Annotated in this window: 17 protein-coding genes; 3 read left to right on the plus strand and 14 right to left on the minus strand. The window is 71.9% G+C overall.

What is annotated here, in order from left to right; translation table 11 throughout:
• Positions 1-83 precede the first annotated feature (83 nt).
• Entirely contained in the window at positions 84-878 is a 795-nt protein-coding gene (locus ACIREE_RS15440) for a peptidoglycan recognition protein (protein ID WP_404151282.1), read from the plus strand.
• A gap of 32 nt (positions 879-910) precedes the next feature.
• Here ACIREE_RS15440 and ACIREE_RS15445 read toward each other — a convergent pair whose 3' ends face one another.
• The 3 genes from ACIREE_RS15445 to ACIREE_RS15455 are packed head-to-tail and all read right to left on the minus strand — an operon-like array spanning position 911 to position 3973.
• Complete coding sequence (locus ACIREE_RS15445; RefSeq protein WP_404151284.1) at positions 911-2263, minus strand: hypothetical protein; 1353 nt, start codon at positions 2261-2263, stop codon at positions 911-913.
• Complete coding sequence (locus ACIREE_RS15450; RefSeq protein ID WP_404151286.1) at positions 2260-3396, minus strand: PP2C family protein-serine/threonine phosphatase; 1137 nt, start codon at positions 3394-3396, stop codon at positions 2260-2262. The genes ACIREE_RS15445 and ACIREE_RS15450 overlap by 4 nt, the downstream gene beginning before the upstream one ends.
• Before the next feature lie 43 nt (positions 3397-3439).
• Positions 3440-3973 (minus strand): GNAT family N-acetyltransferase, encoded by a 534-nt coding sequence (locus ACIREE_RS15455; protein ID WP_404151288.1) that lies wholly within the window; start codon positions 3971-3973, stop codon positions 3440-3442.
• 32 nt (positions 3974-4005) lie between these two features.
• Between ACIREE_RS15455 and ACIREE_RS15460 the strand changes: the two genes are divergently transcribed.
• Positions 4006-4893 (plus strand): TIGR01777 family oxidoreductase, encoded by an 888-nt coding sequence (locus ACIREE_RS15460; protein ID WP_404151290.1) that lies wholly within the window; start codon positions 4006-4008, stop codon positions 4891-4893.
• Between the two features lie 137 nt (positions 4894-5030).
• Here the strand turns inward: ACIREE_RS15460 and ACIREE_RS15465 are convergent, their stop codons facing one another.
• The 9 genes from ACIREE_RS15465 to cobS form a co-directional block, all read right to left on the minus strand.
• Positions 5031-5546, minus strand: coding sequence for a DUF4240 domain-containing protein (locus ACIREE_RS15465; protein ID WP_404152287.1), 516 nt, complete (start codon positions 5544-5546; stop codon positions 5031-5033).
• A 121-nt stretch (positions 5547-5667) separates the two neighbouring features.
• A complete protein-coding gene (locus ACIREE_RS15470) occupies positions 5668-6651 on the minus strand; it encodes a helix-turn-helix transcriptional regulator (RefSeq protein WP_404151292.1) in 984 nt (327 codons plus the stop codon).
• A 34-nt stretch (positions 6652-6685) separates the two neighbouring features.
• Positions 6686-7486, minus strand: coding sequence for a VOC family protein (locus ACIREE_RS15475; protein ID WP_404151294.1), 801 nt, complete (start codon positions 7484-7486; stop codon positions 6686-6688).
• A gap of 97 nt (positions 7487-7583) precedes the next feature.
• Positions 7584-10289, minus strand: coding sequence for a pyruvate dehydrogenase (acetyl-transferring), homodimeric type (aceE, locus tag ACIREE_RS15480; RefSeq protein ID WP_404151296.1), 2706 nt, complete (start codon positions 10287-10289; stop codon positions 7584-7586).
• A gap of 220 nt (positions 10290-10509) precedes the next feature.
• On the minus strand, positions 10510-11169 hold the full coding sequence (locus ACIREE_RS15485) for a GntR family transcriptional regulator (protein WP_404151298.1): 660 nt from the start codon (positions 11167-11169) through the stop codon (positions 10510-10512).
• 236 nt (positions 11170-11405) lie between these two features.
• The gene (sucB, locus tag ACIREE_RS15490; protein ID WP_404151300.1) at positions 11406-13202 is read right to left on the minus strand and encodes a 2-oxoglutarate dehydrogenase, E2 component, dihydrolipoamide succinyltransferase; all 1797 of its coding nucleotides are present in this window, start codon (positions 13200-13202) and stop codon (positions 11406-11408) included.
• Positions 13203-13315: 113 nt separating this feature from the next.
• Positions 13316-14704, minus strand: coding sequence for a dihydrolipoyl dehydrogenase (lpdA, locus tag ACIREE_RS15495; protein ID WP_404151302.1), 1389 nt, complete (start codon positions 14702-14704; stop codon positions 13316-13318).
• A gap of 277 nt (positions 14705-14981) precedes the next feature.
• The gene (locus ACIREE_RS15500) at positions 14982-16511 is read right to left on the minus strand and encodes a leucyl aminopeptidase (protein ID WP_404151304.1); all 1530 of its coding nucleotides are present in this window, start codon (positions 16509-16511) and stop codon (positions 14982-14984) included.
• A gap of 145 nt (positions 16512-16656) precedes the next feature.
• On the minus strand, positions 16657-17427 hold the full coding sequence (cobS, locus tag ACIREE_RS15505; RefSeq protein ID WP_404151306.1) for an adenosylcobinamide-GDP ribazoletransferase: 771 nt from the start codon (positions 17425-17427) through the stop codon (positions 16657-16659).
• Between the two features lie 67 nt (positions 17428-17494).
• Here cobS and ACIREE_RS15510 point away from each other — a divergent pair, with 67 nt between their 5' ends.
• Positions 17495-18247, plus strand: a complete 753-nt coding sequence (locus ACIREE_RS15510; RefSeq protein ID WP_404151308.1) for a hypothetical protein — start codon at positions 17495-17497, stop codon at positions 18245-18247.
• On the opposite strand, the gene ACIREE_RS15515 is transcribed toward ACIREE_RS15510, so the two are convergent.
• Both ACIREE_RS15515 and ACIREE_RS15520 read right to left on the minus strand, forming a co-directional pair.
• The gene (locus ACIREE_RS15515; RefSeq protein ID WP_404151310.1) at positions 18199-18888 is read right to left on the minus strand and encodes a hypothetical protein; all 690 of its coding nucleotides are present in this window, start codon (positions 18886-18888) and stop codon (positions 18199-18201) included. The two genes, ACIREE_RS15510 and ACIREE_RS15515, sit on opposite strands and share 49 nt — an antisense overlap.
• The gene (locus tag ACIREE_RS15520; RefSeq protein WP_404151312.1) at positions 18888-20630 is read right to left on the minus strand and encodes a phosphatidylglycerol lysyltransferase domain-containing protein; all 1743 of its coding nucleotides are present in this window, start codon (positions 20628-20630) and stop codon (positions 18888-18890) included. Before ACIREE_RS15520 ends, ACIREE_RS15515 begins: the two co-directional genes overlap by 1 nt.
• Positions 20631-20697 lie beyond the last annotated feature (67 nt).

The following is a 20697-nucleotide window of genomic DNA, read 5'->3' on the forward strand; positions in this document are numbered from 1 at the left end:
CCCGGGCTGGTTCCGCCAACCGGCCGACATGTGGCCGACCGCACAGCGCGCGACGGCCCGAGAGTGGCCGGAGAGTGGGAGGCGTGCGTGTCGTACGGGCGGTGTTGCGCTGTGTGCCCGGGGCCCTGGCCCTCGGGCTCCTCGTGCTGTGCGCCGTCATGATCGACCGCCCCGGGCCGTCGGATTCCGGGAGCACGGCGCGGGCCGCCGTACTGCCGGCCGCGGCCGTACCGGTGCGCCGCGCCGACGACGGCGCAGCGCACTCCGCCGAGGCACCGCACATCGTGCCGCGCGCCCGCTGGCTGGCGGGCTCGGCCACCTACCACCGGGACCCCGTCCGGTACGCGGACCGCGTCGAAGCCGTCTTCATCCATCACACCGACACGCCGAACGGCTACGACTGCGCCGACACCCCGCGCATCATCCGCGACCTCTACACGGGCCAGGCCGGCACCAAGGAGTGGGACGACATCGGCTACAACTTCCTCGTCGACCGCTGCGGCACCGTCTACGAGGGCCGGGCCGGGGGCGTCGAGCGGGCCGTCGTCGGCGCCCACACCCAGGGCTTCAACCGGAACACCGCCGGGATCGCCGCGATCGGCACGTACACCCAGGGCATGCCGACGCCGACGCCGCTGACCGACGCGATCGCCGCCCTCGCCGCGTGGAAACTCGGCCTGTCGGGCGTCGACCCGCGCTCCACCGTGCGACTGGTGTCGAGCAACAGCAACAGCCGGTTCGAGGAGGGCACCGCCGCCGACTTCCGCGCGATCTCCGGGCACCGCGACGGCTACGAGACCTCCTGCCCCGGCCTGGCCCTGATGAGCGACCTCCCCGCGATCCGCGAACACGCCGCCCGCCTGCAGAAACGCTCCTAGGCCCCCTCTCACGGAGATCCGTCAGAAGGGCCCTATGACTTTCCCGGCCGCAGCGTCCCGCCCCCGTTCAGCCGGTACGTCTTCCCGCCGAGCCCCGGGCTGGTGGCCCGGTCGTACGTCACCGAGTACCCGTTCCCGTCGATCACGTCGGAGACGCGTGCCCCGGAGCCCAGTTCGAGGCCCTTGACCCACGAATCGCCGGACACCGACCACTTGGCACGGGCGCCGAGCGTCATCGTCGCCCCCGCGACCGCCCCGTCCAGCGTCGTCGATCCGCTCAGGTCCAGGACGGCCGAGCCGTTGGAGACGATCACGTCGCCGTTCAGTCTCTCGTTGTCCGCCGCGAAGGTCGCCACCCCCTTGTCGCGGACCCGCAGCAGCACGCCGTCCTTCGTCTTGAGCTCCGCGCCGCCGGTCACCTTGATGTCCGCGACCGCCTGCTCGACCGAGAAGATGTCGCCCTCCGCCGCCTGGATCGACCCGTCCGACATCGAGAACGACGTCTCGTCGCCGCCCCGCAGCACCACCCCGCCCGCGGCCGCGGTGGCCCGCACGTCCTTCAGGGACAGCGACCCGCCGGACTCCACGGTGAACGCCTCCGAGTTCGCCAGATCGAACAGCGTCCCGGTGACCGAGACATCACCGCTCGTCTGCACCCCGGGCGAACCGCAGCCCGCCGACGTCATCGTGCCGCCGGACAGCGTCACCTTCGCCCCGCCGGGACCGGTCGCGACCGGCGCGGCCTGCGCGCCGGCCGTGTCGATCTCCGTGTACGTCAGGTCGAGCCGGCCTCCGTACGACGCCATCACGCCCCGCGCGGACGCGCCCTTGGTCCTGACGGAGTTCGCGCTGAGCGTCGCCCGCGCCCCCTTCCCCGACGCGAACACGGCCGTCGCGCCCTTCCCCTTGGTGATGAACCGGCCGCCGGACAGCGACAGTTCGCCACCGTCGCGGGCGAGCGCCGCCGCGTTCAGACCGTGGCCGCCGGACGCGTCCACGGACGAGGTGTCACCCCGCTTGCCGAGGGACGAGTCGCGCGTCGACAGCTTCCCCGAACCGGACACGAGCAGCGCCGACTCGTCGTCCTTCTTCGCCTTGAAGCGGGTCTTCCGCGGCGCCGCCTCGTCGCCGCTCTCCAGCGTGTACGCGCCGGTCGCGGCCGGCGCCGCGTCCGCGCCCCTGTCCGGGGCGGGCGGATCCGTCTCGCACCGCGCGCCGCTCGCGGTCGCGGCGGGGGACGCCACCGGAGGCGTGGCCGTGTCGTCGTCATCGGAACAGGCGGTCAGCACCGACAGCGACGACAACGTCAGAGGCAGCAGCAGTACGGAAGCGGCGGTCGCGGTACGGCGACGCCCCGGGCGGCGCGGGAGTCCCAGGTATTTCATGGCCCTACGTTCACACCTCGCGTTCCGCCCGGCACGCCCGGGGCGTCCGGAGCGAAGACGAGCAGCGTCAGATCGTCCCGTACGGTCCCCGCGAACCGCACCACGTCCCGCCACAACGCGTCGGTCAGCGCCGCGGGATCCTCGCAGTCGTACCCCGGCAGACGGGCCGTCAGCGGATAGAAGCGGCCCGACGTGTCCCGCGCCTCCGTCACCCCGTCGGTCAGCGCGAGCAGCCGGTCCCCGGCCCGCAGCTCCAGCGTCAGCCGCTCGGGCGGTTCGAGCCCCGCGAGGCCCAGGCCCAGCGGCGCCCCCGACGGCACGGGCACCTCCGTCACCTGCCCGGCGCGCAGCAGCAGCGGATACGGATGGCCGCAGCTGACGACCCGGACCACGGGAAAGTCGTCCGGGAACTCCAGGAGCACCGCCGTCGCGAACAGCTCCGGATGCTCGTCCTGCGCCGAGTCCACCACAAGGCGCCGGTCGAGCCGCGCCGCGACGCCCTCCAGGTCCGGCTGGTCGAGCACCGCCTCCCGGAACGCGCCGAGCAGCCCCGCCACCGTGCCCACCGCCGCGAGACCGTGCCCCTGTACGTCCCCGACGACCGCCCGCACCACCCCGTCCGGGCCGCGCCGCACGTCGAAGAAGTCGCCGCCGACCAGTGCCCCGCGCTGTGCCGCCCGGTACAGACCCGCGCAGCGCACCGAGCCGACCCGCTCCGGAAGCGGCGGCAGCACCGCGAACTGGGCGGCCTCCGCGACCGTGCGCACGGTGACCAGCTGCTCGTCGCGGCGGCTGCGCACCCACGCGATCAGCACGCTCAGCACCGAGACGAACGCCACGGTCAGCACGTCGCTGTTGCCCGGACGGCCGAACCCCGCCGAGGGAAGATCCAGGATCAGGACGACGACACCGCCCAGCAGCGCCGTGGCCGCGGGCCCGTACGACAGTGCGGCGAGCGGCGGGATGGCGGCGAGCAGAAAACCCAGTTCGAGGTCCTGCTCGGTGGCGACCTGCAGCACGCCGAGGCCGACGAGCAGCACGATCGGCAGCCAGCGCACCCAGCGCGGCGGCGGCGCCCCGCGCAGCCAGGCACGCTCCTCCCCGTCACGTCGGCGGGCCACGGGCCAGGTCATGCCGGCGGGGCTCCCTTCGCGACGGGCGTACGGCTCAACCCTGCTACGAGTCGCGGGCCGCCGCATTCCGCCACACCCCGGGCCCGAGCGCCTGCCCCATCAGCACGTCGTCCACGTACGCCCCGTCCAGCAGGAACTCCCCGGGCAGCACGCCCTCGACGACGAAGCCCTCGGCCTCGTACAGCTTGCGGGCCGGGGTGTTGTGCCCGAGGACGCGCAGCGTGATCCGCCGGGCGCCCTGCTCTCTGGCCCGGTCGACCGCGGCCCGCACCAGGGTCCGGCCGAGGCCGTGCCCGCGCGCGGAGTCGGCGACGGCGAGGCCCTGTATCTGCCGGACGTGCGCGGTCGCGGGCAGCGCGGTGGGGTAGCCGAGCCGGATGTAGCCCACGACGCGGCCGTCGAGCTCGGCGACGAGATGGTCGCGCGGGCCGAACCGGTCGGTGAAGAACGGCCGGTAGGGCGGCTGCTCCCGCGGCTTGACCGCGTGCAGGTAGGACCAGGTGTCCCGGTCCAGGCGGCTCAGGGCCTCGTCGTCGTCCGGGACGGCGAAACGTATGAGGGGCTGCGACAGCGACATGCGGGTCACTGTACGACCGGCAGGATGGAGCCATGACACGTATCGCGGTAGCGGGCGCCTCCGGACTCATCGGCTCGGCCCTCGTCCGTTCCCTGACCGCCGACGGGCACGACGTGCTCCGGCTGGTGCGCCGGGCTCCACGCGCGGCGGACGAGGTCCGCTGGGACCCGAAGAAGAGTGCCGTCGACACGGACCGGCTCCAAGGCTGCGAGGCGATCGTCAACCTCGCCGGGGCCGGGGTCGGCGACCACCGGTGGACCGACGCCTACAAGCGGGAGATCCACGACAGCCGCGTCCTGGGCACCACCGTCCTCGCCGAGGCGGCCGCCGCCCTCGACACCCGGCCACGCGTCCTCCTCAACGGCAGCGCGGTCGGCTACTACGGCGACACGGGCAGCCGCGCGGTCGACGAGTCGGCCCCGGCGGGCGACGGCTTCCTGCCGTCCCTGTGCGTGGAGTGGGAAGCGGCCACGGCCCCCGCGCACCAGGCAGGCGTCCGCACGGTCCTGGCCCGCACCGGACTGGTCGTCTCCCGGGACGGCGGGGCCTGGGCGAAGCTGTTCCCGCTCTTCAAGGCGGGGCTCGGCGGGCGCATGGGCGACGGCCGCCAGTACTGGTCGTACATCGCGCTGCACGACCACGTCGCGGCGCTGCGCCACATCCTGGACACCGAGAGCCTTACCGGCCCGGTCAACCTGACGGCGCCGCACCCGGCGACGAACCGCGAGGTCACCGCCGCGATGGGCCGGGTCCTGCACCGCCCGACCCTCTTCACCGCCCCGGCGCCCGCGCTCAAGCTGGCGCTGGGGGAGATGGCGGGGGACGTGCTGGGCTCGACCCGGGCGGTCCCCACCCGCCTCCTGGAATCAGGCTTCGAGTTCGCGTTCCCGAGCGTCGAACAGGCGATCCGCGCAGCGTGATCCGCGGGCCTGGTGGGGGTCCAGGGAAAAAGCGCGGCGAAGCCGCAGCTTTCAGGGGCGCGGGGAACTGCGCGACCAGCCCCCACCGGGCCGCACGCGAGATACACACCTACCGGCCCCGCGCCCAGCGCCCCGCGCTAGCCGAACCGTTCCGTCAATCGCGGATAAAGCCCGGCCAGGGCCTCCGCGTCCTCGAAATCCACCGGCGTCCCCTCCGGCTCCGTCGGGGCCGGAGGGATGCCCAGGTCGGTGGCGACCGCACCGGTCAGCTCCTCGTACGCCTCGTCCGCCGCGTACCCGAGCTCCTCACCGTCCCCGTCGACCTCCTCGTCGAAGTCACGGAGCGACTCCGCCAGCGAGTCCGGATCGTGCAGCGCGCCCTCGAAGACCTCCCGGCCCTGGCCGATCAGCCAGCACCGGAAGAAGTCGAACGCGTCATCGCTCGCCCCGCCGAGGAGCACCCACGCGGCACCCCACAGATCCCACCGGTAGGCCCGGTTGTAGCGGACCTCGAAGTGCCGGGCGAAGTCGAGCACCGAGTCGGGGTCGGCGCGCAGCAGTCTGTCGACGAGCAGCTCGGCGTGGTCCTCGGGGTCGCCCTCGGCGGCCTCGCGGGTGCTGTCCACGATCTCCCAGAACTCGGTCTCGTCCATCACGGGACAAGCATCGGCCCTGGACCCAGGGGGCGCACGCCGAGCGCCCCAGCTGCTTCACTTCGTTACGCGCGCACATGCCCAGGGCACCCCGCGAAGGGCACGCGCCCCGCGAGCGCACTCATCCGTACCAGGCCCGCATCCGCCCCGCCGCCAGCGCGAACCGCTCGCGCAGCGCCTCCGGAGCCACCACCTCCGCCTCCGGCCCGAGCGCCATGAGCTGCGTGTACGCGACCTCCTCCGACTCGACCGGCAGCGTCACCGTCACCCGCCCGTCGGTGTCCGCGGCCCCCGCCGACTCCATGGCCTCCCGCGCGGACGCGGGATCGGTGGCGTACGGCAGCTGTCGTACGCCGTCGGCCGTCAGCCGTACGACCACCTCGGCCCGCAGGATCGCCCGCGCGAACTGCGCCGCCCGCTCCTCCCAGAACGCGGGCAGATCGAACTCCTCGTCCCGGACGAACCGGTCGTCCCCCGCCGACGCCACGGACGTGAACCGGTCGACGCGGTACACCCGGGTCCCGTCCCCGCCGCGCACGGCCGCCGCCAGATACCAGACGCCCGCCTTGAGCACGAGCCCGTACGGCTCCAACTCCCGTTCCACCGGGTCCTCTTGGCGATCCCGGCGCCGGTACTCGACCCGGAGCACCCGGTCGTCCCACACCGCCTCCGCGATCGCGGGCAGCAGCTCGGGCGTCCGCGGCTCCCTGAACCAGCCCGGCGCGTCCAGATGGAACCGCTGCGCCGCCGTCCGGGACGCGTCCCGCAGGGACGGCAGCAGCGCCGCCGACACCTTCAGGCGCGCCGCCGACGCCGCGTCGTCCAGTCCCATCTCGCGCAGCGCCCCCGGCACCCCGGAGAGGAACAGCGCCTCCGCCTCGCCTCGGGCGAGCCCCGTCAGCCGGGTCCGGTAGCCGCCGATCAGCCGGTACCCGCCGGCCCGCCCCCGGTCCGCGTAGACCGGCACACCCGCCTCCGACAGCGCCTGCGCGTCCCGCGTCACCGTCCGCTCGGACACCTCCAGCTCGCGCGCCAGCTCGGCCGCGGTCATCGACGGCCGGGACTGGAGGAGCAGCACCATCTTGATCAGGCGGGCAGCACGCATGCCGCCATCATGGACCGTCCCACTGACAGCGCCCTCAGAACCCGCCTGCGGGCTCCGTGAAGTGCATGACCGAGAACGCCGCGCCCTGCGGGTCCGCGAGGATCGCGAAGCGGCCGGTGGGAATCGTCGTCGGCTCGACAAGGACCCGCCCGCCCAGCTCCTGGCAGCGTGCGGCGGTGGCGTCCGGGGCGTCCACGGCGACGTACAGGTTCCAGTGCGAGGGCACCTCGGGCGGGAACTCCCCGGCCGACATGTCGACCATGCCGCCGAACGCCTCGTCGGCGACCGTCCACTCGGTGTATACGGCCCGCCCGTCGTTCCCGAAGGGCCGCTGCCGTGTGCCCCAGCCGAGCACCGACTGGTAGAAGTCCACCGCGCGCGCTCCGTCGCGGGTGAGCAGCTCGAACCAGCAGAAGCTGCTCGGCACGTTCACCGCCTCGAAGCCCGCGTGCGCGCGCGGCTCCCACAGGCCGAACGCGGCGCCCGCCGGGTCCTGGCAGACCGTCAGCCTGCCCTGCTCCAGGACGGGCATCGGACCGGCGACGACCCGGCCGCCGTTGCCGCTCACGCGCGCGGTGACCGCGTCGGTCCCGCTGGACTGGAAGTACGGCAGCCAGGCCGCGGGCTGCCGCGGGTCCGCCACCGGGCCGACCCCGGCGACCAGGTGCCCGTCCTCGGCGTCCAGCGCGAACATGCTGTACCCGTCGGAGCCCGGCTCCGCCACCGGCCGCGAGCGCCAGCCGAACAGCGCCTCGTAGAAGAGCCGGGCCGCGTCCGTGTCCGTGGTGGACAGATCGGCCCAGCAGGGCGCGGAGGGGGTCTTGGAGATCTGCACGCGAATGCCTCCCGGGAGCGCCCCCCTCGGCGGACCCGTCCATTCACGCACGCGTGCCCCGCCCCGGCAATCGGGACGGGGCACGCACACAGGACGACTACAGGCCGTAGCGCTCGCGCGCCTCCTTCACGGCCGTCGCCTTGACCTCACCGCGGCGGGCGAGCTGGGCGAGCGCCGCGACGACGATCGACTGCGCGTCGACGCCGAAGTGACGGCGGGCGTCCTCACGGGTGTCGGAGAGACCGAAGCCGTCCGCGCCGAGCGAGGACCAGTCCTGCTCGACCCACTGCGCGATCTGGTCCGGGACCTGGCGCATGTAGTCGGACACGGCCAGGACCGGGCCCTGCGCGCCTTCGAGCGCCTGACGGACGAACGGCACCCGCTCCTCGCCGCGCAGGATGGCGGCGTCCGCCTCCAGCGCGTCGCGGCGCAGCTCCGTCCAGGACGTCGCGGACCACACGTCGGCGGCCACGCCCCACTCCTCGGCGAGCAGCTTCTGCGCCTGGAGCGTCCAGTGGATGGCCGTACCGGAACCGATGAGGTTGAGGCGCGGGGCGTTCGCGGCCGCCACGTCCACACCTGCGGACTCCGCCGTGTTGAACCGGTAGAGGCCCTTGATGATCGCCTCGTCCAGACCGGCCACGGTCGGCTTCGCCGGCTGCGGCATCGGCTCGTTGTAGACGGTCAGGTAGTAGAAGACGTCCTGGTCCTCGCCCGGCTTGGCCTCGCCGTACATACGGCGCAGGCCCTCCTTCATGATCGTGGCGATCTCGTAGGCGAAGGCCGGGTCGTACGACAGGGCGGCCGGGTTCGTCGCCGCGATCATCGGCGAGTGGCCGTCCGCGTGCTGCAGACCCTCACCCGTCAGCGTCGTACGACCGGCGGTGGCGCCGACGACGAAGCCGCGGCCCATCTGGTCGGCGAGCTGCCAGAATTGGTCGCCGGTGCGCTGCCAGCCGAACATCGAGTAGAAGATGTACAGCGGGATCATCTGCTCGCCGTGCGTCGAGTACGACGTGGCCGCGGCGATGAAGTCGGCGAGCGAACCCGCCTCGTTGATCCCCTCGTTGAGGATCTGGCCCGACTCGGACTCCTTGTAGTACATGAGCTGGTCACGGTCGACCGGGTCGTACGTCTGCCCCTTGGGCGAGTACAGGCCGAGCGACGGGAACAGCGACTCCATGCCGAAGGTGCGCGCCTCGTCGGGGATGATCGGCACCCAGCGCTTGCCGGACGTCTTGTCCCGTACGAGGTCCTTCAGGAGCCGTACGAGCGCCATCGTCGAGGCCATGGACTGGGTGCCGGAGCCCTTGTCGAACGAGGCGAAGGCCTTGTCGGCGGGCGCGGGCAGCGGCGCCAGCGGCTGCGTACGGCGGGCCGGGGCCGGGCCGCCGAGGGCGGCACGGCGCTCGGCGAGATAGCGCAGCTCGGGAGAGCCCTCGGCGGGACGCGCGTACGGAACGACACCGTCCTCGAAGCGGCTGTCCGGGATCGGCAGGTCAAGGAGGTCACGCATGTCCTTGAACTCGTCGATCGTCAGCTTCTTCATCTGGTGGTTGGCGTTCTTGGACTCGAAGCCCTTGCCGAGCGTGAAGCCCTTCACCGTCTGCGTCAGGATGACCGTCGGCGCGCCCTTGTGCTCGACGGCCGCCCTGTACGCCGCGTACACCTTGCGGGGCTCGTGTCCGCCGCGCGAGACGTGGAAGCACTCGGAGATCTTGTCGTCGGACAGGACCTTCGCGAGCTCGACGAGCGCCGGGCTCGTACCGAAGAAGTTCTCGCGGATGTAGGCGACATCGCGCGTCTGGTACGTCTGGAACTGGGCGTCCGGGACCTCACGGAGCCGCTCCTGGAGCGCGCCGGTGGTGTCGAGCTGGAACAGCTCGTCCCACGCGTTGCCCCACATCGACTTGATGACGTTCCAGCCGGAGCCGCGGAACTGCGCCTCGAGCTCCTGCACGACGCGGAAGTTCGGGCGGACCGGGCCGTCCAGGCGCTGCAGGTTGCAGTTGATGACGAACGTCAGGTTGTCGAGACCCTCACGGGCCGCGAGGGTGAGCGCCGAGGTCGACTCGGGCTCGTCCATCTCGCCGTCGCCGAGGAAGGCCCAGACGTGGGAGTTCGAGGTGTCCTTGATGTTCCGCGCGGCCAGGTAGCGGTTGAACCGCGCCTGGTAGATGGCCGACAGCGGGCCGAGGCCCATCGATACGGTCGGGAACTCCCACAGCCACGGCAGACGGCGCGGGTGCGGGTACGACGGCAGGCCGTTCCCCCCGGCCTCGCGGCGGAAGTTGTCCAGCTGGGCCTCGGAGAGGCGGCCGTCGAGGAAGGCGCGGGCGTAGATGCCGGGGGAGGCGTGGCCCTGGATGTACAGCTGGTCGCCGGAGCCGTCGCCCTCCTTCCCGCGGAAGAAGTGGTTGAAGCCGGTCTCGTACAGCCAGGCGGCCGAGGCGAAGGTGGCGATGTGGCCGCCGACGCCGTGTTTGCTGCCGCGCGTCACCATCGCCGCCGCGTTCCACCGGTTGTACGCGGTGATCTTGGCTTCCATCTCCATGTCACCGGGGAAGTCCGGCTCGGCGGAGGTGGGGATCGAGTTGATGTACTCGGTCGACAGGAGCTTGGGCAGCGGCAGGCCGCCGGCCTCGCCGCGCTCCAGCGTGCGGCGCATCAGCTGCGCGGCGCGGTGCGGCCCGGCCGCCTTGGTAACGGCGTCCAGGGAGGCCTGCCATTCGGCGGTCTCCTCGGGGTCGCGGTCCGGGAGCTGGTCGAGCTCGCTCGGCTGGATGCGCATGGGGTCGGTCATAGTCGCCGCACGCCTTCCTGAGTCGAAGGGGGTGGGGTAAGTGCCCTTGGTCTTTGGCAGGACAGGGCGAGGGTCCCGGTGGGGACCCGACAGCGACAATAACTCCGTGATCGATGATCGATCAAAGGGTTGAAGTGCAAAACCTCTTCAGATCAAGAAAGTAGGCACAGGGTGCCCGTCAATTGACCGGTAACCGGGCGCCCCGGGGCACCCAGTGCCCTCAAAGGCCGTCCGCGGTGAGACGCAGCTCACGCTCGCCAGGACGTGGCGCGCACCCCAGGACATGCGCCTTGACCAGCTCCGCGATCGAGGGATCCCGCCGCCGGAACGCCGCGACCAGCTCCTCGTGCTCCTCCGCGTACGACTGCTGCACGGTCCCCAGCCAGCGGATCGACAGCGCGGTGAAGACCTCGATGCCGAGCCCCTCCCAGGTGTGCAGCAGCACGGAGTTGTCGGCCGCCCGCACCAGCTCCCGGTGGAAACCGACGGTGTGGCGCACCTGCGCGGTCCCGTCGGCGTCTCTGTCGGCCCGGTACAGCGCCGCGACGTGCGGCTCCAGAGCCGAGCAGTCCCCGGCGAGCCGTACGGCGGCCAGCTCCGCGGCGATGGCCTCCAGCCCGGCCCTGACCGGGTAGCTCTCCTCCAGGTCCGCCGCCGAGAGGTTGCGCACCCGCACGCCCTTGTTGGGCGCCGACTCGATCAGCCGCAGCGACTCCAGCTCGCGCAGCGCCTCCCGCACGGGCGTCTGGCTGACCTCAAGCTCGGTGGCGATCCGCCGCTCCACGATCCGCTCACCCGGCTTCCAGCGACCGCTGACGATCCCCTCCACGATGTGCTCGCGGATCTGCTCGCGCAGCGAGTGGACGACGGGCGTGGTCATGGGGGCTCCTCGGCAGGTGCGGACCCGGGGGTCGGCGGGACCCTTAGACAATACGGCTGCGGCCCAGGACAGAAGGGGCAGGGCTCCTCCCGCCGCGGGTGATGCCTGTTACAGAGAGGTGCCCGCGTGGATGCGCAAGCATGCTGTCCGGGTGGCCGCGGCCCTCCGGACAGAGGCCCCCGCCCGGAGGTGAACTCCGGGCGGGGGCCTCATGTCGTACCGCTTGGTCGTACTGCTTACAGACCCAGCTCGGCGGTGAACTCGCCGGCCTCGAGGATCTGCTTGACCGTCGTCAGGTAGCGGGCCGCGTCGGCGCCGTCCACCAGACGGTGGTCGTAGGAGAGCGTCACGTACGTCATGTCGCGTACGGCGATGGTGTCGCCGAGCTCCGGGTCGGAGATGACGACAGGCCGCTTCACCGTGGCACCGATGCCCAGGATGGCGACCTGGTTCGGCGGGACGATGACCGTGTCGAAGAGCGCGCCGCGCGATCCCGTGTTGGAGATCGTGAAGGTGGCGCCCGACAGGTCGTCCGGGGCGATCTTGTTCGTACGGACCTTGCCGGCCAGCTCCGCGGTCTTCTTGGAGATGCCCGCGATGTTCAGGTCACCCGCGCCCTTGATGACCGGGGTCATCAGGCCCTTCTCCGAGTCGACGGCGATGCCGACGTTCTCGGAGTCGAAGTAGGTGATCGTGCCCTCGTCGTAGTTCAGGCGGGCGTTGATGACCGGGTGGGCCTTCAGCGCCTGGACGGCGGCCTTGACGAAGAACGGCATCGGGGAGAGCTTGACGCCCTCGCGGGCGGCGAAGCCGTCCTTGGCCTTGGCACGGAGCTTCATCAGCTTCGTGATGTCGACCTCGATGACCGAGGACAGCTGCGCCTGCTCGTGCAGCGCCTTGGTCATGTTGTCCGCGATGGCCTTGCGGATGCGCGGCAGCTTGACCGTCTGGCCACGGAGGGGAGAGACCTCCAGGGCCGGGGACTTCGGCGCGGCGGCCGGGGCGGCAGCGGCCGGAGCCTGCTGTGCCTTGGCTGCCTCGGCCGCGGCCGTGACGTCCTGCTTGCGGATACGGCCGCCGACGCCGGAGCCCTTGACCGTGGACAGGTCCACGTTGTTCTCGGCGGCGAGCTTGCGCACCAGCGGGGTCACGTAGGCACCGTCGTCCGCCGGGGCGGCGGCAGCGGCCGGAGCCTTCGGAGCCTCGGCCTTGGCCGGCGCGGGCGCCGGGACCGGCTCCGAGGGGACCGGGTCGGGCGCCGGGGCGGTCTGCTGCTGCGGGGCCGGGGCCGAGGGGGCCTGCGGAGCCGGAGCGGCCGGAGCCTCCTTGGCCGGAGCGGCCTGCTGCGGCGCCGGGGCCTCCTGAGCGGGGGCGGCGGGCTGCGCGGGCGCGGCGGCCGGAGCGGCACCGGGCGCACCGATGACGGCGAGCTTGGCGCCGACCTCGGCGGTCTCGTCCTCGGCGACAGTGATCTCCAGGAGCACACCGGCGACGGGGGAGGGGATCTCGGTGTCGACCTTGTCGGTGGAGACCTCGAGGAGGGGCTCGTCCTCCGCGACCTCCTCGCCGACCTCCTTCAGCCAACGGGTGACGGTGCCCTCGGTGACGGACTCGCCCAGGGCGGGCAGCGTCACGTCGGTGCCGGAGGCGGAGCCGGAACCGGCGGCCGCGTCGGCGGTGGGGGCCGGGGCGGGAGCCTCGGCCTCGGTGGACGGCGCGGCCTCGGCCGGCTGGGCCGGCTCGGCGGCCGGAGCGGCCTGCTCCTGCGGCGCCTCCTGCGCGGCCGGGGCGCCGGAGCCGTCGTCGATGACGGCCAGCTCTGCGCCGACCTCGACGGTCTCGTCCTCGGCGACCTTGATGGAGGCCAGGACACCGGCGGCGGGCGAGGGGATCTCGGTGTCGACCTTGTCGGTCGAGACCTCGAGCAGCGGCTCGTCGACCTCGACGCGCTCGCCCTCCGCCTTCAGCCAGCGGGTGACAGTGCCCTCGGTGACGCTCTCACCGAGCGCCGGAAGGGATACGGAAACCGACATGGTTTCTGTTGCTCCTTACGAATACGCAACTACGGGTGCCGAGTTGCGGAAGTCTGTGGTCGGTCGGTCGTCGCGCCCATGTGCGACGCAGGTGACGCGGGTGCGGACGCTGCTCAGTCGTGCGAGTGCAGCGGCTTGCCCGCAAGGGCGAGGTGGGCCTCGCCCATGGCCTCGTTCTGCGTCGGGTGGGCGTGGATGAGCTGGGCGACCTCGGCGGGCAGCGCTTCCCAGTTGTAGATCAACTGGGCTTCGCCGACCTGCTCGCCCATACGGTCGCCGACCATGTGGACGCCGACCACGGCACCATCCTTGACCTGGACGAGCTTGATCTCGCCCGAGGTCTTCAGGATCTTGCTCTTGCCGTTGCCCGCAAGGCTGTACTTCAGAGCGACGACCTTGTCCGCACCGTAGATCTCCTTGGCCTTGGCCTCGGTGATGCCCACGGAGGCGACCTCGGGGTGGCAGTACGTCACCTTCGGCACGCCGTCGTAGTCGATCGGAACGGTCTTCAGACCGGCCAGACGCTCCGCCACCAGGATGCCCTCGGCGAAGCCGACGTGCGCGAGCTGGAGCGTCGGGACGAGGTCACCGACGGCCGAGATCGTGGGCACATTGGTCTGCATGTACTCGTCGACCAGGACGTAGCCGCGGTCCATCGCGACGCCCTGCTCCTCGTAGCCGAGGCCCTGGGAGACCGGGCCGCGGCCGATGGCGACCAGCAGCACCTCGGCCTCGAAGGTCTTGCCGTCGGCGAGGGTCACGCGGACGCCGTCCTGCGTGTACTCGGCCTTGTCGAAGAAGGTGCCGAGGTTGAACTTGATGCCGCGCTTGCGGAACGCGCGCTCAAGAAGCTTGGAGCTGTTCTCGTCCTCGACGGGCACGAGGTGCTTGAGGCCCTCGACGATGGTGATCTCCGTGCCGAAGGACTTCCACGCGGAGGCGAACTCGACGCCGATGACGCCGCCGCCCAGCACGATCGCGGACTGCGGGACGCGGTCCAGCTTCAGCGCGTGGTCCGAGGAGATGATGCGGTTGCCGTCGATCTCCAGGCCCGGCAGCGACTTCGGCACGGAGCCGGTCGCGAGGAGGACGTGGCGGCCCTGGACACGCTGGCCGTTCACGTCGACGGACGTCGGGGAGGAGAGCTTGCCCTCACCCTCGATGTACGTCACCTTGCGGGAGGCGATCAGCCCCTGCAGGCCCTTGTACAGGCCCGAGATGACGTCGTCCTTGTACTTGTGGACGGCCTCGATGTCGATGCCCTCGAAGGTCGCCTTGACGCCGAACTGCTCGCTCTCGCGGGCCTGGTCGGCGATCTCGCCCGCGTGCAGCAGGGCCTTCGTCGGGATGCAGCCGTTGTGCAGGCAGGTGCCGCCGACCTTGCCCTTCTCGATCAGGGCGACGTCGAGTCCCAGCTGCGAGGCACGCAGAGCCGCGGCGTAACCGCCGCTGCCACCGCCGAGGATCACTAGGTCGAAAACGGTGCTGGCGTCGTTCGCCACGTCACGTCCTCCATGCATGTGCGCCGTACGCCGGTCTCCTGCGACCGGGCGGCGGCTGGTATTCGGCCGCTCGTTATTCGGCCCTGTGGTGGGGGCCCTGTCCTGCCGCCCCCCATCCTCGCACTTGTCGAAGGCATGCGGGACGTCGGGCCGGGCTCTGAGACCGCGGTTACACCGGAATCAGGTGTGGCAGATGCGACAGATCCTGCGGATTCCGTCGAAAGCGAACGGCCCCGGGTGCCGTGCACCGGGGCCGTCCGTCACCGTCGTGCGCGGGTCAGCCGAGGTCGCCCGCGGCCGTGCGCTCCGCGAGGCGGACCAGCGTACGGACCGCGGAACCGGTGCCGCCCTTGGGCGTGTAACCGAACGGGCCGCCCTCGTTGAAGGCCGGGCCCGCGATGTCGAGGTGGGCCCACGTGATGCCCTCGCCGACGAACTCCTGGAGGAACAGACCGGCGACCAGGCCGCCGCCCATCCGCTCGCCCATGTTGGCGATGTCGGCGGTGGGCGAGTCCATGCCCTTGCGCAGGTCGGCGGGGAGCGGCATCGGCCAGGACGGCTCGCCGACCTCCTCCGCGATCTCGTGGACCGACGTACGGAAAGCGTCGTCGTTGGCCATGATCCCGTACGTGCGGTTGCCGAGCGCGAGGACCATCGCGCCGGTCAGCGTCGCCACGTCGATGATCGCGTCCGGCTTCTCCTCCGAGGCCTTCGCGAGGGCGTCGGCCAGGACCAGGCGGCCCTCGGCGTCCGTGTTGAGCACCTCGACCGTCTTGCCCGAGTACATGCGCAGCACGTCACCGGGGCGGGTGGCGGAGCCGGACGGCATGTTCTCGGCGAGCGCCAGCCAGCCGGTGACGTTCACGTCGAGCTTCAGCCGGGCCGCGGTCACGACGGCGGCGAACACGGCGGCGGCGCCGGCCATGTCGCACTTCATCGTCTCGTTGTGACCGGCGGGCTTCAGCGAGATGCCGCCCGAGTCGTACGTGATGCCCTTGCCGACGAAGGCGAGGTGCTTCGTGTTCTTGTCTGCCTTGGAGCTCGTGTACGAGAGCTTCACCAGCCGCGGGGCCGACGAGGAACCGGCGCCGACGCCGAGGATGCCGCCGAAGCCGCCCTTGGTGAGCGCCTTCTCGTCGAGGATCTGCACCTTGATGCCGTGTTCCTTGGCCGCGGCCTGGGCGACGGCGGCGAAGGCCTCGGGGTTGAGGTCGTTCGGCGGGGTGTTGATCAGGTCGCGGGCACGGTTGAGCTCCTCGGCCAGCGCGGAGGCACGCTCGATCTCCGCCTTGTACGCCTTGTCGCGCGGCTTGCCGCCGAGCAGGGCGATCTCGGCGAGGGGCGCCTTGCCGTTCTTCGGGTCCTTGGCGGACTCCTTGTAGGCGTCGAAGGAGTACGCGCCCAGCAGTGCGCCCTCCGCGATCACACCGGCGTCCTCGGCGTCCTCGATCGGCAGCGCGAACGCGGCCTTCTTCGAACCGGCGAGCGCGCGGGCGGCGACACCCGCGGCGCGGCGCAGCGTCTCGCCGTCGAACACCTCATCCTTCTCGGGCAGCGCACCAAGACCGACCGCCAGCACGACCGGCGCCTTGGAGCCGGAGGGCGCGGGGAGCTTGGTCGCCTCACCCTCGCCGCCGGTGGCGCCGAGCGCCTCCAGGACGGAGGCGAGCTTGCCGTCGTACGCCTTGTCCACGGCCTCCGCGCCGGGCGCGACGACGAGGCCCTTCTCGCCCTTGGCGACACCGACGACGATCGCGTCGGCGCGCAGGCCGGTGGCCGCGGCGGTGCTGAGAGTCAGAGCAGTCACTGTGGTGAGGTCCCTCTTTCGTGTTGCGGGGTTTGGTGAGCCCGGCTTGAGCCTACGCCGGTGGTGTGGCGTGAGCCCCGTTGAGGTGCTGTCACGGGGCTCTGCCCCGGACCCCGCTCCTCGATCGCCGGAGGGGCTTGATCGCTCAGAGGATGGCCAGGGTCAGCAGGGTTGCTGTCGCCGCCGTTTCCGCCAGGGCTCCGAACACGTCGCCCGTCACTCCGCCGAACCGTGCGCGGCAGTGCCGCAGGAGCAATTCGGCCGCGCCGCAGCCCAGGACGACGGCGAGCGCGGCCTGCGGTGAGAACGCCGCCGCCACCGCCACGACCACCGCGCCCGCGATCAGCGCCGACCGCCGCGGTACGGTCCCGGCGACCGCGGCGCCGAGACCCTCCGGGCGGGCTGCCGGGACGTTCGCGCGGGAGGCGAGGGTGAGCGCGAGACGTGCGGTCACCGCGCACACCGTCGCCGCGAGCGCGCCCCGCCACCAGGATTCCGCGTAGAGCTGGGCCAGTACCGCGATCTGCGTGAGCAGTGCCAGCACCAGGGTGACGACCCCGAACGGGCCGATGTCCGACTGCTTCATGATCCGCAGCGCGTCCTCGGCGGGCTTGCCGCTGCCCAGGCCGTCCGCCACGTCCGCCAGCCCGTCGAGGTGCAGGCCCCGGGTGAGTACGGCCGGCACGGTGACGGAGGCGACCGCCGCGAGGAGCGCGCCCGCGCCGAGCAAGGTGAGCGCCCCGCCGAGCGCGGCCGCGGCGAGCCCGACGACCAGGCCGGCGAGCGGGGCGCACAGCATGCCGGCGCGGGCGGCGTCCCGGTCCCACCGGGTGACGGTCACGTGCAGGACGGTGAGGGTGCCGAAGGCGAAACGCATGCCGTCGGTCAGGGAGGCGCGGGAGCTTGTTGCGGACACCGGGGGAGGTTACCCGGGGTGGACGCGTCGACGGGCGGGGCCCGTGCGCCGACCCCAGGATGGGCCCATGGGCGACTGGTGGCACCGGAACATCGCGGAGCCGGGCAAGCTGCCCCTGCTCCTCGCCCTGGTGTCCTTCCTGGCCACGTTCCTGATCACGCGCACCGTCACGCGGCTGATCCGCGCGGGCCGCGGTCCCTTCCGCGACATCAGCCCGGGCGGCCTGCACATCCACCACGTCGTGCCAGGCATCGTGCTCACGGTCGTCGGCGGGTTCGGGGCGGTCGGCAGCGGCCGGCACGGTGTCACGGCCGGCGTCTGCGCCGTCGTCTTCGGGGTCGGCGCGGGTCTGGTGCTCGACGAGTTCGCGCTGATCCTGCACCTGGACGACGTGTACTGGACCGAGCAGGGCCGGCGCAGCGTCGAGGTGGTGGTGCTCGCGGGGGCGCTCGGCCTGCTCGTCATCGGCGGTTTCTCACCGCTCGGCGTCAACGACATGACGGCCCAGGAACAGCACGACCGGGCCACGCTCATCTCGACGCTCCTCGCCAACTTCTCGTTCGTGCTCGTGGCGCTGCTCAAGGGGAAACCGCGGCTCGCGGTCATCGGCGTGCTGGTGCCGTTCGTGGCGCTGTTCGGCGCCGTCCGGCTCGCGCGCCCCAGCTCGTACTGGGCGCGCAGGTTCTACAAGCGGCGGCACCGGGCCCGGGCCAGGGCGAGCCTGCGGGCGTACCGGCACGCGCGCCGCTGGAACCGGATCGCCCGCGGCTTTCAGGATCTCGTCGGCGGGGCCCCGAACCGCACGGGGCCGCGCCGGTGACGTAGCGCCGTGAGGGCGCACAGGGCAAGGGCCGCGCCGATCGCGGCCAGGTGCTCCTTGCCCGCGAGGTTCGGCTCGACCACGCACTCGACGACCATCGTCGCGACGACCAGCGCGCCCGTGCACCACGCCCGGTGGCGCCAGCACACGTACACCGCGAGCCCGACGACCGCCGCCGACGGGCCGGTGTCCACGACCCGCGCGTCGGACGCCGGCAGGCCCAGCGGGCCGTCCGGGCCGAGGGCGATGCCGAGCCGCGCGTACAGCGTCCCGGCGAGCGTGACCACGTAGGCGATGACGAGGGTGCGCCAGCGGCCCAGGCAGAGTTCCGCGATGCCGAACACGAGCAGGATCTGCGCGAGCGCGCCCCACACGGGCAGGTCGAGCGCGGGGACGAAGAGGGAGAGGGGCGTGCGCAGCAGCGCGAGCCACAGCGGGTCCTCGGCCCGCACCGAGCCGATGTCCTGCACGAACCGGTAGCCCCAGGGCTGGTTCTGCACGTACTGGAACACCGCCGTCAGGCACACGGCGGCCAGGGTCAGCGGGATCGCCCGCCAGCTGCGCGCGCGCAGCCGCTCGCGTACGACGCCGTACAGCGACCCCCATTCCTCGCGCGCCCAGGCGCGTACGGCGCCGCTCATCAGCGGGGGTTCAGACGTCTGCGGCGCAGCCATTTCGGCAGGCCCGGTACGTCGAGGAAGCCCTCGGCGCGGGCCGACGCGATGCCGATGCGCGGCAGATCGGCGCTCTTCTCGAAGAGCAGGAAGCGGGGTTCCCAGATGGGCCGGTACTTGGCGTTGGCCCGGTACAGCGATTCGATCTGCCACCACCGGGAGAAGAAGCTGAGCAGCGAGCGCCACAGGCGCAGCACCGGGCCCGCGCCGAGTCGCGAGCCGCGTTCGAAGACGGAGCGGAACATCGCGAAGTTGAGCGAGACCTGTGTGATCCCGATCTCAGGGGCGCGCTGCAGGAGTTCGATGACCATGAACTCCATCAGCCCGTTCTCGGAGTCCCGGTCACGCCGCATCAGGTCGAGGGAGAGACCCCGCGGCCCCCAGGGGACGAACGAGAGTACTGCTCTCAACTCGCCCTCCCCAGCGCTGCATTCGAGCATCACGCACTGTCCGTCGGCCGGGTCGCCGAGCCGGCCGAGCGCCATCGAGAAGCCGCGCTCGGTGGCTCCGTCGCGCCAGTCGTCGGCGCGCTGGAGAAGGTACGTCATCTCGTCCTCGGGAATGTCCTCGTGGCGGCGGATGCGGACCGTGTACCCCGCGCGCTTGACGCGGTTGTAGGCCTGCCGGACCGTACGCATCGCCCGCCCCTCCATCGTGAAGTCGGCTGTCTCCACGATGGCCTCGTCGCCGAGTTCGAGGGCGTCGAGTCCGTGCCGCGCGTAGATCGTGCCCGCTTCCTCGCTCGCGCCCATCACGGCCGGGATCCAGCCGTGCACCCGTGCCTCGGCGAGCCAGGGTTCGATGGCGCCGCCCCAGGCCTCCGGATCGCCGATCGGGTCGCCTGAGGCCAGCGAGACCCCGCCGATCACCCGGTACGTCACCGCGGCCTTGCCCGTCGGGGACCACACGGCGCTCTTCTCGCGGCGCAGCGCGAAGTAGCCGAGCGAGTCGCGCTCGCCCCCCTTGTCGAGCAGGCCGCGCAGCTTCGACTCGTCCTCGGGGGAGAGGGAGTCGACGGCCCTGCGGGAGCGGAACGCGACGTAGACGACGGCGATCAGCAGGGCCGTCGAGAGGATGTTGATGACGACGTTGACCCAGTTCGGGGTCGTGATGCCGGGGTAGTGGGAGTCGTTCGTGGCGACCGAGATGAGGCGCAGGGTGCCGTAGCGCCAGCGGTCCAGGAAGGTCGAACGGTGCTCGTCGTGGGCGTGGTTGGTGACCGTGACCAGGAACGTCGCGAAGAGCGAGGTGACGAGGAGGCCGCCGACCGCGACCGCCGCCGCCCGTTTCGGGTTCGAGCGGTCGCCCTTCGCGTAGAACTCCCGGCGGCCGACGAGCAGGGCCGCGACGAACGCGGCGGTCAGGACGAGCGAGATCCAGTTCTGCGCGTACTGCCGGACCTCCGGGAAGCACATCACGAAGGCGAACAGCAGCAGGAACAGGCCGCTCAGGACGAGGTTGAGGATCCAGGCCGCGCGCTTGCGGCGGCGCATCGTGATCGCCAGGAACCAGGTGACGACGGCGGAGGAGAAGCCCGCGGCGAGCAGGTACGGGGTGAAGTAGTTCTCCGCGTTGTGGCGGCGCAGGTCCTGGCCGAACGAGACCCACACGGCGCTCAGCAGGTTGATGAACGTGACGATCCGGAGATACCAGACGGTAAAGCCCGCGGCGCGCCGTGAGGTCGGTGTGCTTGTCCGTGTATCGCCCATGGCAGGGAGCATATGGGCGATTTGGGGCGATAGGGGGTCGGCGTCGCCGTGCGGAGCGGCACCGACC

Origin of the sequence: Streptomyces sp. NPDC102467, assembly GCF_044765445.1 — a bacterium.
Classification (GTDB): domain Bacteria; phylum Actinomycetota; class Actinomycetes; order Streptomycetales; family Streptomycetaceae; genus Streptomyces.